Below are 13708 nucleotides of genomic sequence, written 5' to 3' on the forward strand. Positions count from 1 at the left end.
CGGATCGCCCCGAAACAGCGGATCGGCCGTTCTGTGGAGAACGGCCGATCGCGGTGGGATGTCGCGGACGAGTGGAGTCAGCCGCCGACGGCCTTGAGCCACGCCTTGCGTGCGTCGAGCGCCTCACGGGCTTCCGCGGCGGCCTTCTGGTCGCCCGAGGCCTCTGCGGCGGCGAGCTCCGCCTCGAGCTTCTCGATCGCGTCCTGCAGCTGGCCGAGCATGCCCTCGGAGCGCGCCTTCTTCTCGGGGTCCTCGCGCTGCCAGCGCTCGTCCTCGAGGGAGCGCACGTGGTTCTCGACCTTGCGCAGGCGGTCTTCGATCGGACGGACCTGGTCGCGGGGGACCCGGCCGATCTCGTCCCACTGCCGCTGGATGCGGTTGAGCGCCTGACGGGCGGGCTTCGGGTCGGTCTCCTTCAGGAGCACCTCGGCCTCGGTGAGCAGCGCGAGCTTCTGGTCGAGGTTCGCACGGTACGCCTCGTCCTCCTTCGCGTCGATCTCGGCCTTGGCGTCGAACAGCACGTCGCCGGCGGCCTTGAAGCGCGCCCACAGCTGGTCGTCGAGCTTCTTGCCGGCGCGGCCCGCCTGCTTCCACTCGTCGAGAAGGTTGCGGTAGTCGCCGACGGCGTCGGCGCCGCGCGGTGCGAGGGCCTCGGCCCGCTCGATGAGCCGCTGCTTGCGCGTGCGGACGTCGCGGTGCGTCGCATCCAGTTCGGCGAAGAACGCCTTGCGGTGCTGCTCGATCGTCGAGCGCGCGGCGCGGAACCGCTTCCACAGGTCGTTCGCCTCGCCCTTGGGCAGTCGCGGGCCCTCCTGCTGGTGACGCTGCCAGTTGGCGAAGAGCGCGTCGAGCTCGGCCGACGTCTGCTTCCACTGGGTCTTCGCCGGGTCCTGCGCGGCGAGCTTCTCGGCCTGCTCGACGATGCGGGTGCGCTCGGCGATCGCCTCGCCGAGCGCCGCCTTCGCCTCGGCCTGCTGCTGCTCGGTGAGCTCCTTCGCGGTGCCCGAGAGCGCCTCGAGCCGGCGGGAGAGCGAGTCGAGGTCGCCGACGGCGTGCGCGCCCGCGACCGACTCGCGGAGCGCGGCGACGGCCTTCGCGACGTCGGCGGCGGGTGCGCCGCGGCGGACGCGTTGCTCGAGCAGGGTCACCTGGCCGGCGAGATCGGCGTACTTGCGCTCGAAGTAGGCGAGCGCCTCCTCGGCGGTGGCATCGGGGTACTGGCCGACCTCACGCTCGCCGTCGCTCGTGCGGACGAAGACGGTGCCCGTCTCGTCGACGCGGCCCCACGGTTGCTGATCTGATTCGGTCACGGCCTCACCCTGTGTGTTGTAGGTCGGATGCCGCCCATCGGCGGCGATGTGCTCTCAAGCCTATTGCACCGCCCGGAGGCGGGTCCCGCTCACTCGACGGTGAACGAGGTGATGGTCGTCGGCACCTTCGGTGACGGGTCGGTCGTGCCGTCGACGGGGCCGGCGTCGATGACGCCCGCGCGCAATTCGTCGAGACCGCTCGTGACCTGGCCGATGACGGTGTACCCGCCGGCCGCGTCGGCCGGAATGGGGGAGTCCTCGTACACGATGAAGAACTGGCTGCCCTGGCTGTAGGCGTCGCCCGACTGCCGCGCCATCGCGATCGTGCCCGCGGGGTAGACGCCGTCGGCGGGCGCGTTCTCGATCGGTCCGTAGCTGTAGCCGGGTCCGCCGGAGCCGTCGCCGTTCGGGTCGCCGCACTGGAGCACCCAGATGCCCTCATCGGTGAGGCGGTGGCAGCTGACGCCGTCGTAGAAGCCGGCCTGGGCGAGGCTGATCTCGCTCGAGACCGCCTGCGGTGCGGCGGCGCCGTCGAGCTCCACGCCGAGCGGGATGTCGTTGAGTGTGAGCGTGCCCGTCCACGTGCGGTCCTCGGCGAGGTCGGCCGAGGGAACGTCGCCCTGGTTCTCCCCGGCCGCAGCCGTGGGCGTGGGCGTCGCGGACGCCTCGGGCTCGGGGCTGCCGGGACCGCCGTTGAAGAAGAGGAGCTGCGCGCCGACCGCGAGGGCGAGCACGACGACGAGCGCGATGCCCGCGATGACGTTGTCGCGCGTGCGGCGGCGCTGCTTGCCGGCGTGGACCTCCTGCCGGGCCTGGTACGTGCGGAGGCGCGCGCGTTCCTCGCGTGCCTGACGGTCGTTCGATGCCACGCCTGCTCCTTCTCGGGCCGCTCCCGTCGGGCCTGCGCCTGCCGGTGAGCACTGCTGCTGCGAGCCGACTGTACTTGAGCCCCCGGGCGCGCACCAATCGCCGCGCTGCCCGTCGGCGCAGAAGGGGGTGTCGGATGCCGCGACTACGCTTGATCGTATGGTGGAATCCGGCCCGGGGCTGCGCACGGGCGCGACCCCGCTCGCAGTGCGCATGCGCCCGACCAGCCTCGACGAGGTGGCCGGGCAGCGGCACCTGCTGACCCCCGGTTCTCCGCTCGTCGCGCTCGCGGGCGACCGCACGGGGGAGTCTGGTTCGGTGTCCGTGATCCTCTGGGGGCCGCCCGGTACGGGCAAGACGACGCTCGCCCAGGCGATCGCGCGGTCGTCGGGGCGCAAGTTCGTCGAACTCTCGGCCGTCACCGCGGGCGTCCGAGACGTGCGCCAGGTGATGGAGGAGGCGCAGGCGAGCCGAGACCTCTACGGCATCTCGACCGTGCTCTTCCTCGACGAGATCCACCGATTCACGAAGGCGCAGCAGGACGCGCTGCTGCCGGGTGTCGAGAACGGCTGGGTCATCCTCGTCGCGGCGACGACCGAGAATCCCTCGTTCTCGGTCATCTCGCCGCTGCTCTCGCGCTCGCTGCTGCTGACGCTCGAGCTCCTGAGCGACGACGACCTCGGCGTGCTCGTCGACCGCGCGGTCGCCGACCCGCGCGGGCTCGCCGGCAAGGTCGTGCTCGACGCCGAGGCGCGTTCGGCGATCGTCAGGCTCGCGTCAGGCGACGCACGCCGTGCGCTCACCGCGCTCGAGGCCTCGGCGATCTCCGCAGCCGCCGAGGCGGCGGCCGCACCCGAAGCGAGCGATGCCGGCGATGCCGATACCGATACCGATGCCGATGGGGTCGACGATGCCGATGCGGACGACGCCGACGCCGAGGCATCCCGGTTGCCGGTCATCACCGCCGACGTCGTGGCACGGGCGGTCGACCGGGCTCTCCTGCGGTACGACCGCAACGGCGACGAGCACTACGACGTCATCAGCGCCTTCATCAAGTCGGTGCGCGGCAGCGACGTCGACGCGGCACTGCACTATCTCGCGCGAATGATCGAGGCCGGAGAGGACCCGAGGTTCATCGCCCGGCGCATCATCGTGCTCGCCTCCGAGGACATCGGGCTCGCCGACCCGCAGGCGCTCGGCGTCGCGGTCGCGGCGGCCGACGCGGTGCAGTTCATCGGCATGCCCGAGGGGCGCATCCCGCTCGCGCAGGCGGTCGTGCATCTCGCGACGGCGCCCAAGTCGAACGCCGCCTACCTCGGCATCGACAAGGCGATCGCCGATGTGCGCGCCGGCAAGGCGGGGCGCGTGCCGAAGCACCTGCGCGACGCCCACTACCCGGGGGCGAAGCGGCTCGGACATGGCAAAGGCTACCGGTATCCGCACGACGACGCGATCGGCGTGGTGGCCCAGGAGTACCTGCCCGACACGTTGCGCGGGGCGGTCTACTACGAGCCGACCGAGCACGGCAACGAGCGCGAGGTGTCGGCCAGGCTCGCGAAGCTCCGGCGCATCGTGCGCGGGGGTCGATGACTCGGCGGGCGCCGCTCGGCGGACGCCGGCTCGGCGGGCGGCACGGCTGGCCGACGGCGCCGTGATACCATTGACGCTGGCCTGAAGCCAGATCCTCGAGCGCGGCTGCGAGAGGATCACCGGCGAGTGGGTGCGATCTGTAGCCGATCGGCCCCTGGCGAATCCCTCTGACACAGACCTGCGGTGCATCAGCGCGCCGCGGGTTTCACTTGAGATTCTTCCGAAAGGACATTCGTGTCGAACCGTTCCCGCAGCAAGACCCGCCTCTCCCGTGCGCTCGGCGTCGCCCTCACCCCGAAGGCCGCCCGCTACATGGAGAAGCGCCCCTACGCTCCTGGTGAGCACGGCCGCACCAAGCGCAAGGCCGACAGCGACTACGCCGTGCGTCTGCGCGAGAAGCAGCGTCTGCGCGCCCAGTACGGCATCCGCGAGAAGCAGCTCCGCATCGCCTACAACGAGGCCAAGCGCATCGACGGCCAGACCGGTGAGAACCTGGTCGAGCTGCTCGAGATGCGTCTCGACGCTCTCGTGCTGCGTGCCGGCTTCGCCCGCACGATCTCGCAGGCCCGCCAGTTCGTGGTGCACCGCCACATCCTCGTCGACGGCCAGCTCGTCGACCGCCCCTCGTTCCGCGTGAAGCCGGGCCAGCTCGTGCACGTGAAGACCCGCAGCGAGGGCACCGAGCCGTTCCAGGTCGCCGCCGCCGGCGGTCACGCCGACGTGCTGCCCAAGGTCCCGGGCTACCTCGAGGTCGAGCTCGACAAGCTCCAGGCCAAGCTCGTCCGTCGCCCGAAGCGCGCCGAGGTCCCCGTGACCTGTGACGTCCAGCTCGTCGTCGAGTACTACGCGGCTCGCTGACGCAGACTGCACCGAACAGGGGTCGCGGGGTTTCCCGCGGCCCCTGTTCGCGTCTGCGGTCGACGGCATGCGCCTCCGCCACCGGACGGGCGCCGGTGCTGCGCCACTAGACTGGTCGGAGGCGTGCCGAGCGCCCCGAGGCGCCGGCGAGAGATCGAACAGGGAGCACCCGTGAAGAGCATTCTGTGGTTCACCGTCGGCGTCGCGGCCGGATTCGTCGTCGCGCACCAGGTCAACCAGACCAAGCAGGGGCGAGACTTCTTCGAGTCGATCGACGCCAAGGCCCGCGCGTTCGGCCACGCGATCGCCGAGGGCTACCACGCGCGCGACGCCGAGCTGCGTGCCGAGGCCGGCTCCGCCGGCGATCGCTGACTCCCACCCAGAACCGCATTCCGGCCCGGCCGCGCCGGGCTCGACCCCAGAACGGAACCATGCAGACTGCCGACATCCGCCAGCGCTGGCTGGACTTCTTCGCCGAGCGCGGCCACACCGTGGTGCCCTCGGCCTCGCTCGTCTCCGACGACCCGACGCTGCTCTTCACGGTCGCCGGCATGGTGCCGTTCGTGCCGTACCTCACCGGAATCGTGCCCGCGCCGTACCCGCGCGCGACGAGCGTGCAGAAGTGCATCCGCACCAACGACATCGAAGAGGTCGGCAAGACGCCGCGCCACGGCACGTTCTTCCAGATGAACGGCAACTTCTCGTTCGGCGACTACTTCAAGGAGGGCGCCATCTCGATGGCGTGGGAGCTCCTGACCACGCCCGAGTCCGGCGGCGGCTACGGTTTCGACCCGAACGACCTCTGGGTCACCGTCTACGAGGACGACGACGAGGCGATCGAGATCTGGAAGCGCGTCGCCGGCCTGCCCGACGAGCGCATCCAGCGGCTCGGCAAGGACACGAACTACTGGCACACCGGGCAGCCCGGTCCGGCGGGTCCGTGCTCCGAGATCTTCTTCGACCGGGGTCCCGCGTACGGCATCGACGGCGGGCCGGCGACCGACGACGACCGCTACGTCGAGATCTGGAACCTCGTGTTCATGCAGTACCTCATCGACGACGTGGTGTCGAAGACCGACTTCCGCATCGTGAAGGAGCTGCCGAAGAAGAACATCGACACCGGCATGGGCCTCGAGCGCGTCGCGTTCATCAAGCAGGGCGTCGACAACATGTACGAGATCGACCAGGTGCGGCCGGTGCTCGACAAGGCGTCCGAGCTCTCGGGTCGTCGCTACGGCGCCGACCATGAGGACGACGTGCGCATGCGCGTCATCGCCGACCACATCCGCTCGGCGCTCATGCTCATGAGCGACGGCGTCAGCCCGTCCAACGAGGGCCGCGGGTACATCCTCCGCCGGCTCCTCCGCCGCAGCATCCGGGCCATGCGCCTCCTGGGCGTCGAGGGCCCGACCTTCCGCGAGCTGTTCGCGGCGTCGCGCGACGCCATGAAGTCGGCCTATCCCGAGGTCGCGCGCGACTACGCGCACATCGAGCAACTCGCCCTCGGCGAGGAGGAGACGTTCCTCCGCACCCTCGCGGCGGGCACCTCGATCCTCGACCTCGCCGTCGAGAAGACCAAGGATGCGGGTCGGTCGCAGCTCGCCGGCGACACGGCGTTCCTGCTGCACGACACCTACGGCTTCCCGATCGAGCTCACGCTCGAGATGGCCGACGAAGCGGGTCTCGCGGTCGACCGCGGAGCGTTCGACGAGCTCATGACGGCGCAGCGCACCCGAGCGAAGGCCGATGCCAAGTCGAAGAAGAAGGTGCTCGCCGACCTCTCGGTGTACGCCGACTTCCGGGCGAAGGGCGAGACCGTCTTCACGGGCTACACCGAGCTCGCGACCGAGTCGAACGTGCTCGGCATCCTCGTCGACGGCCGCCCCGCCCAGCGCGCCGTCGCCGGGCAGACCGCCGAGGTGATCCTCGCCGAGACCGCGCTCTACGCCGAGTCCGGCGGCCAGGCACCCGATCAGGGGCGCATCGTCGGCGACGGCTTCGAGCTCGAGGTGCTCGACGTGCAGAAGCCCGTCAAGGGCCTCATCAGCCACACCGTCAAGGTCACCTCGGGCGAGGTCGGCGTGGGCGAGCATGCGACGAGCCTCGTCGACGAGGACTACCGCCGCGGGGCGACGCAGGCGCACTCGGGCACGCACATCGTGCACGCGGCGTTGCGCCAGGTGCTCGGCCCGAACGCGCACCAGTCGGGCTCGTTCAACAAGGCCGGCTACCTGCGTCTCGACTACGGCTGGAACTCGGCGCTCTCACCCGAGACCCGCAGCGAGATCGAGGAGATCTCGAACTCGGCCATCCGCGACAACCTGCAGGTCGTCACCCGCGAACTGCCCCTCGACGAGGCGAAGGCGCTCGGCGCGATGGCGCTGTTCGGCGAGAAGTACGGCGACGTCGTGCGCGTCGTCGACATCGGCGGCCCCTGGTCGCGCGAGCTCTGCGCCGGCACGCACGTCTCCACGAGCTCCGAGATCGGCATGATCAACATCGTCGGCGAGTCGTCGGTCGGTGCGTCGAACCGTCGCGTCGAGTCGCTCGTCGGCCTCGAGGCGTTCCGACGCTTCGCCGCCGAGCGTGCGCTCGTCAACGAGCTCACCTCGACGCTGAAGACGCGGCCCGAGCAGCTCGTCGACCGGGTCGGCGAACTCGTCACGAACCTCAAGGCGGCCGAGAAGCGCATCCAGGCGTTCGAGGCCAAGGCACTCGGCGACCGGGTCCCGGCGCTCGCGGCGAAGGCCGTGCGGGTCGGCGACGTCCTGCTCGTGGCCGAGGCGGCGGGCGAGCTCGGGTCGGGCGACGAACTGCGTTCGCTCGCGCTCTCGGTGCGTGCCAAGCTCGGCGACGTCGACGCGGTCGTGGCGCTCGCGGGCGAGGTCGGCGGCAAGCCGCTGACGATCGTCGCGACGACGCCCGGCGCGCGAGAACGCGGTGCGAACGCCGGTGCCCTCGCGAAGGCGGCCGCGGCCGCCCTCGGCGGTGGCGGCGGCGGCAAGCCCGACCTCGCGCAGGGCGGCGGCAGCGACCTCGCGGCGATCCCGGCGGCCCTCGAGGCCGTGCGTCGCGGACTCGGCGGGTAGTCGACCGATGCGCGCAGGGGCGAGGCTCGGCATCGACGTCGGCCGGGCGCGGATCGGCGTCGCGCGCTGCGACGGCGGGGCACTGCTCGCGGTGCCCGTCGAGACCGTGCCGCGAGCGGTCGAGGGCGATGACGCCGACGTGCGGCGGATCCTCGCGATCGCCGAGGAGTTCGAGGCGATCGAGCTCGTCGTCGGCAACCCGCTGTCCCTCTCGGGGCAGCCCACGCCCTCGACCGACGACGCCGTGGCGTTCGCGGCGCGACTCGCGACCGCGAGTCCCGACCGACCCGTTCGGCTCGTCGACGAGCGGTTGTCGACGGTGAGCGCCCAGCAGGCGCTCCGGGCGAGCGGCAAGAAGGCGAAGCAGCAGCGTCCCATCGTCGACCAAGTCGCAGCCGTTATCATTCTGCAACACGCGATCGATGCCGAGCGGGCCTCCGGGCACGCGCCCGGTCGCACCCTCGACACCGATGAAGGGCCCTGACCCCTGTGACCCAGCTCCCCCCAGAGCAATCCGACGCCGACGCGCTCATGCGCGACTGGCAGGCCATGCTCGACGGTCAACAGCCCGCGACGACGCGGCCGTCGCCGGTCATGCCGATGCCGCAGGCGGGCCAGTCCCACTCGTCCTCCGGAACACCGGCCTCGCACGAGCCGGCCGCTCCCGCCGCACCGGTCGAACCCGCTGCTTCTCCGTCGGCGGCGGCAGCAGTCGCCGGCGAGGGGCGCCCGATGACACGCCGGGAGGCGCGCGAGGCCGAGCAGCGTCGGGCCGCGGCCGAAGCGGCGGCGACCCCGGCGACGACGAGCGCGACGACGTCGGTCCCGACCCCGACCGCTGAGACCCTCACGCCGAACGAGCAGTTCGCGGCACCGGTCTCCGCAGCGGCGGCTGCCGCCGCCCCGGTGCCGTCGGTCGCACCCGTGGGTGCGCCGGCGGTCGCGCCGACGCCCGCTCCCGCCGCGCCCACCGCCCCCGACGCCGGCCCGACGCCCCTCCACCCCGACGCGCCGGCCTCTGCGTTCGCCGCGCTGCTCGGCGGGTCGGAACGCGGAGACGACCCCGAGCCGCCACGGCGCAAGCCGTCCCGTGCCGAGCGCCGGGCCGCGGCATCCGTCGACCATCACGACCACGACGAGCATGACAAGCCGCGGCGGCGCGGAGGATGGGGCTGCCTCATCGGCCTGCTCGTCGTCGCGGCTCTCGGCGTCGGTGCCTACGTCTTCCTGCAGGGGCCGATCAATGCCGTGATCGAGCGGTTCCAGCCCGCCGCCGACTACGACGGCACGGGCACGGGCGAGGTCGTCTTCATGATCCACGAGGGCGACACGGGGTCGTCGATCGCGACGAACCTGGTGGCCGAGAAGGTCGTCGCGAGCGAGGACGCGTTCCTCGAAGCGGTGGCCGACGCCGACCCGTCGCCGATCTTCTACCCGGGCGCCTACCGGCTCGCCGAGAAGATGAGCGCCCAGGCCGCGCTCGACGCCCTCGAAGACCCGGCGAACAAGCTCGAGAACACGTTCGTCATCCCCGAGGGCACGGCGACCGTCGACGCGCTGCCGCTCATCGCCGAAGGCACCGGCCTCCCGCTCGAGGAGCTGCAGGCCGCGGCGGCCGAGTCTCCCCAGTCGTACGGGCTGCCGGCCGAGGCGAAGAGCCTCGAGGGCTTCCTGTTCCCGGCGACGTACACGCTCGACCCCGACCTCGATGCGCGCGGCGTGCTGCAGACGCTCGTCGACCGGCAGTTCCAGGCGCTCGACGAGGCGGGCGTCGCCCCGGCCGACCGGTGGAAGACGATCGTGCTCGCCGCCCTCGTGCAGCGCGAGGCGGGGCTCAAGGACGACTACTACAAGGTCTCGCGCGTGTTCCTCAACCGGCTCGACCCGGCCAAGTGGGAGAGCGGGCTGCTGCAGTCCGACGCGACCGTGGCCTACGGCACGGGCAACACGCACCTCGTCACGACGACCGATGCCGAGCGCGAGGACGCGTCGAACCCGTACAACACCTACGTGCATCCCGGCCTGCCGGTCGGCCCGATCTCGAACCCGGGCGACCTCGCGATCGACGCCGCGCTGCACCCGGCCGACGGGCCGTGGCTCTACTTCGTCACCTGGAACCTCGACACGGGGGAGACGATCTTCTCCTCCACCGCGGAGGAGCACGACGCCGCGGTCGCGAAGTGGCTCGCCTGGATGGAGGAGCACCCCGAGTATGGATGAGCCGCTGCCCGCGCGGCCCGGTTCCCGTCTCGCGGTGCTCGGGTCGCCGGTCGCGCACTCGAAGAGCCCGGCGCTGCACCGGGCGGCGTACGCGCGTCTCGGTCTCGATTGGGAGTACTCGGCGATCGAGATGACGGGCGACCGCCTGGCGGCCTTCGTCGACGAGCGGGATGCCTCGTGGCGAGGTCTCTCGCTGACGATGCCGCTCAAGCAGGACGTGCTGCCGCTGCTCGACGAGGTCGATGAACTCGCGACGCTCACGGGAGCCGCGAACACCGTGGTGTTCGACGGCGGGCGTCGACGCGGCTTCAACACCGACGTCGGCGGCATCGTGCGGACGCTCGGCGAGTCCGGTGTGCGGTCGATCGATCGCGGCATCCTCATCGGCGCCGGGGCGACTGCGGCATCGGCGCTCGTCGCGATGGCCGAGCTCGGTGCGCGCGAGGTGCGCGTGCTCGTCCGCCGGCCGGGGTCCGCCGATCCGCTCGGCGTGCTCGGCCGGAACGCGGGCGTCGCCGTCGACGAACTCCCGCTGGCAGCGCTCGGCGAGCTCGGCGAGGGCGACGGGGAGCTCGTGATCGCGACGGTGCCCGGCGGCACCGACCTCGGTGTCGCGCCGGCCGCGGCGCTCGTGGCGGGGGCCGCGCTGCTCGACGTCGCCTACGACCCGTGGCCGAGCCCGCTCGGCGCGGCCTGGCTGGCCGGCTCCGGCCGCGTCGTGCACGGACTCGGCATGCTCCTGCACCAGGCGCTGCTGCAGGTGCGGGTGTTCGTGCACGGCGACCCGTTCACCGAACTGCCGGGCGAGCATGACGTGCTCGCCGTCATGCGCGAATCCGTGCGCTGACGCTGTGGAAGTATAGAAAGCATGCTCCGTTGGCTCACTGCCGGAGAATCGCACGGCCCTGAGCTCGTCGCGATCCTCGAGGGTCTTCCCGCCGGCACCCCCGTCTCGCTCGACTCGATCCGCGACGACCTCGCACGTCGCAAGCTCGGCTACGGCCGCGGCGCCCGCATGAAGTTCGAGCAGGACGAACTGGCGATCTCGGGCGGCGTGCGGCACGGGCTCAGCCTCGGCAGCCCCATCGCACTGCGCGTCGGCAACACCGAGTGGCCGAAGTGGCAGGAGGTCATGAGCCCCGAGCCCATCGATCCCGCCAAGCTCGGCCGCGGTCGCGGTGCGCCGCTGACCCGCCCGCGCCCGGGGCACGCCGACCTCGTCGGCATGCAGAAGTACGGCTTCGACGAGGCACGCCCAGTGCTCGAGCGCGCGAGCGCCCGCGAGACCGCCGCCCGCGTCGCGCTCGGCGCGGTCGCGAAGTCGTTCCTCGCGGAGCTCGGCATCACGACGATCGCGCACACCCTCTCGATCGGCCCCGTGCGGGTGCCCGACGACGCCGCACTGCCGACGCCCGCCGACCTCGCGGCGGTCGACGCCGATCCGCTGCGCTGCTTCGACGCCGACACGAGCGCCCTGATGGTCGCCGAGGTCGACGACGCGCACAAGTCGGGCGACACCCTCGGCGGCGTCGTCGAGGTGCTCGCCTACGGCGTGCCGCCGGGGCTCGGCTCGCACGTGCACTGGGACCGCAGGCTCGACGCGCAGCTCGCCGCGGCGCTCATGGGCATCCAGGCGATCAAGGGCGTCGAGGTCGGCGACGGCTTCGAGACGACCCGTCGCCGTGGCTCGGCCGCGCACGACGAGCTGCACCTCGCGGACGGCCGCATCGAACGCGCGAGCGACCGCGCGGGCGGCACCGAGGGCGGGATGTCGACCGGCACCGTGCTGCGGGTCCGCGCGGGCATGAAGCCCATCGCGACGGTGCCGCACGCACTGCCGACGATCGACGTCGCCACCGGCGAGCCGGCCCCGGCGCACCACCAGCGCTCCGACGTGTGCGCCGTGCCCGCGGCGGGGGTCGTCGCCGAGGCGATGGTCGCGCTCGTGCTCGCGAACTCGGTGCTCGAGAAGTTCGGCGGCGACTCCGTCGCCGAGACTCGTCGCAACCTCGAGTCCTACCTCGCGGCGATCCCCGAGTCGCTCCGCACCGCGGGAGCGACGGGCGCGGCCGCCGAGTCCGACCCCGCTCGTGTCTGAGGCCCGGCCGTCGGAGCACGGGCGGCTCGCACTGCCCATCGTGCTCGTCGGTCCGATGGGCTCGGGCAAGTCGCGCGTCGGCCAGCGCCTCGCGAACGACGCGGGAGCGCCGTTCGTCGACACCGATGCGCGCATCGCCGAACGCTACGGCCCGATCGAGGAGATCTTCGATCGCGAGGGCGAGGAGTACTTCCGCATCGTCGAGCGCGAGGTCGTGGCCGAAGCGCTCCGCGACGAGGCCGTCATCTCGCTCGGGGGCGGCGCGGTGCTGCACCCCGACACGCGCGACGACCTCGCGACGCTGCCCGTCGTGTGGCTGCAGGTGTCGCGCGAGGCCGTGGCACCGCGGCTCGCCGGCGGCAATCGGCCGCTCATCGCGGCGGGCGGCATCGACGCCTGGGCGGCGATCCTCGAGGCGCGTCGACCCCTCTACGAACAGGTGGCCGATCTCGCCGTCGACACGTCGCGCCGGTCGGTCGCGCGGATCGTCGACGACATCACCGCACGTTTCGCAACCGACGACTTCGGAGGAGCACGATGACCGCAGGCGACGACCGCACGACGATCCGAGTCGGCGGCGACGAGGGGTACGACGTGATCGTCGGACGGGGAGTGATCGCCGGCATCGGCGACGCCCTCGGCCCGACGGTCAAGAAGGTGCTCGTGGTGCATCCGGCGACCCTCGGCGCTCGCGCGGCGGAGCTGCGCGAGGCGCTCTCCGACCGCTTCGAGGTGCTGCTCGCCGAGGTCCCCGACGCCGAGGCCGGCAAGCGCATCGAGGTCGCGGCGTTCTGCTGGCAGGTGCTCGGCCAGGCCGACTTCACCCGCAGCGACGCGATCGTCGGGTTCGGCGGGGGAGCGATCACCGACCTCGCGGGCTTCGTCGCGGCGACCTGGCTGCGCGGCGTGCGCGTGGTGCAGGTGCCGACGACCGTGCTCGGCATGGTCGACGCAGCGGTCGGCGGCAAGACGGGCATCAACACGAACGAGGGCAAGAACCTCGTCGGGGTGTTCCACGCGCCGGCCGAGGTCATCTGCGATCTCGACCTGCTCGAGACCCTGCCGAAGAACGAGATCCTCGCGGGCTTCGCCGAGATCGTGAAGGCGGGCTTCATCCGCTACCCCGAGATCCTCGACACGATCGAGGCCGACCCCGATCGGGCCACCGATCCGTCGACGCCCGAGTTCCGCCGCGTCGTCGAACTGTCGATCCAGATGAAGGCCGACGTCGTCTCCGAGGACTTCACGGAGCAGGGCCTCCGCGAGATCCTCAACTACGGCCACACGCTCGGCCACGCCGTCGAGCACGCCGAGCGCTACCAGTGGCGCCACGGTGCGGCCGTCGCGGTCGGCCTCGCCTTCGCCGCAGAGCTCGGCCGGTTGAGCGGTCGGTTGTCCGACGACGTCGCCGACCGGCACAAGCGCGTGCTCGACCTGCTGAGCCTGCCCACGAGCTACCCGGCCGGGCGCTGGAACACGCTGCTCGCCACGATGCAGCGCGACAAGAAGTCGCGGGCGGGCCAGCTGCGGTTCATCGTGCTCGACGACCTCGCGAAGCCCACGGTCATGCTCGCCCCAGACCAGTCGCTGCTCTTCGCGGCGTACCAGGAGATCGCGAGCTGACCGTTCCGCCGCGATTCACGTCGATCGTGTGATGCGGCGCCCCGTCGCCCGGT

Annotated in this window: 12 protein-coding genes; 10 read left to right on the top strand and 2 right to left on the bottom strand. The window is 71.9% G+C overall.

Annotated features, from left to right (window positions below):
• Positions 1 to 77: 77 nt before the first annotated feature.
• Positions 78 to 1310, bottom strand: a complete 1233-nt coding sequence (locus tag MUN74_RS17310; protein ID WP_244853854.1) for a DUF349 domain-containing protein — start codon at positions 1308 to 1310, stop codon at positions 78 to 80.
• An 89-nt stretch (positions 1311 to 1399) separates the two neighbouring features.
• Entirely contained in the window at positions 1400 to 2179 is a 780-nt protein-coding gene (locus MUN74_RS17315; RefSeq protein WP_244853855.1) for a peptidylprolyl isomerase, read from the bottom strand.
• A gap of 157 nt (positions 2180 to 2336) precedes the next feature.
• Here MUN74_RS17315 and MUN74_RS17320 point away from each other — a divergent pair, with 157 nt between their 5' ends.
• The 10 genes from MUN74_RS17320 to aroB all read left to right on the top strand — a co-directional run bounded on the left by MUN74_RS17320 (position 2337) and on the right by aroB (position 13655).
• Positions 2337 to 3767: a replication-associated recombination protein A gene (locus MUN74_RS17320; protein WP_244853856.1), complete on the top strand. Its 1431-nt coding sequence runs from the start codon at positions 2337 to 2339 to the stop codon at positions 3765 to 3767.
• Positions 3768 to 4001: 234 nt separating this feature from the next.
• Complete coding sequence (gene rpsD / locus MUN74_RS17325) at positions 4002 to 4625, top strand: 30S ribosomal protein S4 (RefSeq protein WP_244853857.1); 624 nt, start codon at positions 4002 to 4004, stop codon at positions 4623 to 4625.
• Positions 4626 to 4796: 171 nt separating this feature from the next.
• Positions 4797 to 4997, top strand: a complete 201-nt coding sequence (locus MUN74_RS17330; protein ID WP_244853858.1) for a hypothetical protein — start codon at positions 4797 to 4799, stop codon at positions 4995 to 4997.
• A gap of 59 nt (positions 4998 to 5056) precedes the next feature.
• Entirely contained in the window at positions 5057 to 7714 is a 2658-nt protein-coding gene (alaS, locus tag MUN74_RS17335; RefSeq protein ID WP_244853859.1) for an alanine--tRNA ligase, read from the top strand.
• 7 nt (positions 7715 to 7721) lie between these two features.
• Positions 7722 to 8198, top strand: coding sequence for a Holliday junction resolvase RuvX (ruvX, locus tag MUN74_RS17340; protein WP_244853860.1), 477 nt, complete (start codon positions 7722 to 7724; stop codon positions 8196 to 8198).
• Between the two features lie 248 nt (positions 8199 to 8446).
• Positions 8447 to 9934, top strand: a complete 1488-nt coding sequence (gene mltG, locus MUN74_RS17345; RefSeq protein WP_244853861.1) for an endolytic transglycosylase MltG — start codon at positions 8447 to 8449, stop codon at positions 9932 to 9934.
• On the top strand, positions 9927 to 10781 hold the full coding sequence (locus tag MUN74_RS17350; RefSeq protein ID WP_244853862.1) for a shikimate dehydrogenase: 855 nt from the start codon (positions 9927 to 9929) through the stop codon (positions 10779 to 10781). Before mltG ends, MUN74_RS17350 begins: the two co-directional genes overlap by 8 nt.
• Before the next feature lie 21 nt (positions 10782 to 10802).
• Entirely contained in the window at positions 10803 to 12032 is a 1230-nt protein-coding gene (gene aroC / locus MUN74_RS17355) for a chorismate synthase (protein WP_244853863.1), read from the top strand.
• Positions 12025 to 12573 (top strand): shikimate kinase, encoded by a 549-nt coding sequence (locus MUN74_RS17360; protein ID WP_244853864.1) that lies wholly within the window; start codon positions 12025 to 12027, stop codon positions 12571 to 12573. Before aroC ends, MUN74_RS17360 begins: the two co-directional genes overlap by 8 nt.
• The gene (gene aroB / locus MUN74_RS17365) at positions 12570 to 13655 is read left to right on the top strand and encodes a 3-dehydroquinate synthase (RefSeq protein WP_244853865.1); all 1086 of its coding nucleotides are present in this window, start codon (positions 12570 to 12572) and stop codon (positions 13653 to 13655) included. Before MUN74_RS17360 ends, aroB begins: the two co-directional genes overlap by 4 nt.
• Positions 13656 to 13708 lie beyond the last annotated feature (53 nt).

The organism is Agromyces sp. H17E-10 (genome assembly GCF_022919715.1).
GTDB lineage: Bacteria > Actinomycetota > Actinomycetes > Actinomycetales > Microbacteriaceae > Agromyces.

Coding starts and splice junctions, on each gene's coding strand:
- alaS (WP_244853859.1), top strand. CDS start 5,057: ATGCAGACTGCCGACATCCGCCAGCGCTGGCTGGACTTCTTCGCCGAG.
- MUN74_RS17350 (WP_244853862.1), top strand. CDS start 9,927: ATGGATGAGCCGCTGCCCGCGCGGCCCGGTTCCCGTCTCGCGGTGCTC.
- aroB (WP_244853865.1), top strand. CDS start 12,570: ATGACCGCAGGCGACGACCGCACGACGATCCGAGTCGGCGGCGACGAG.
- aroC (WP_244853863.1), top strand. CDS start 10,803: ATGCTCCGTTGGCTCACTGCCGGAGAATCGCACGGCCCTGAGCTCGTC.
- ruvX (WP_244853860.1), top strand. CDS start 7,722: ATGCGCGCAGGGGCGAGGCTCGGCATCGACGTCGGCCGGGCGCGGATC.
- mltG (WP_244853861.1), top strand. CDS start 8,447: ATGACACGCCGGGAGGCGCGCGAGGCCGAGCAGCGTCGGGCCGCGGCC.
- MUN74_RS17320 (WP_244853856.1), top strand. CDS start 2,337: ATGGTGGAATCCGGCCCGGGGCTGCGCACGGGCGCGACCCCGCTCGCA.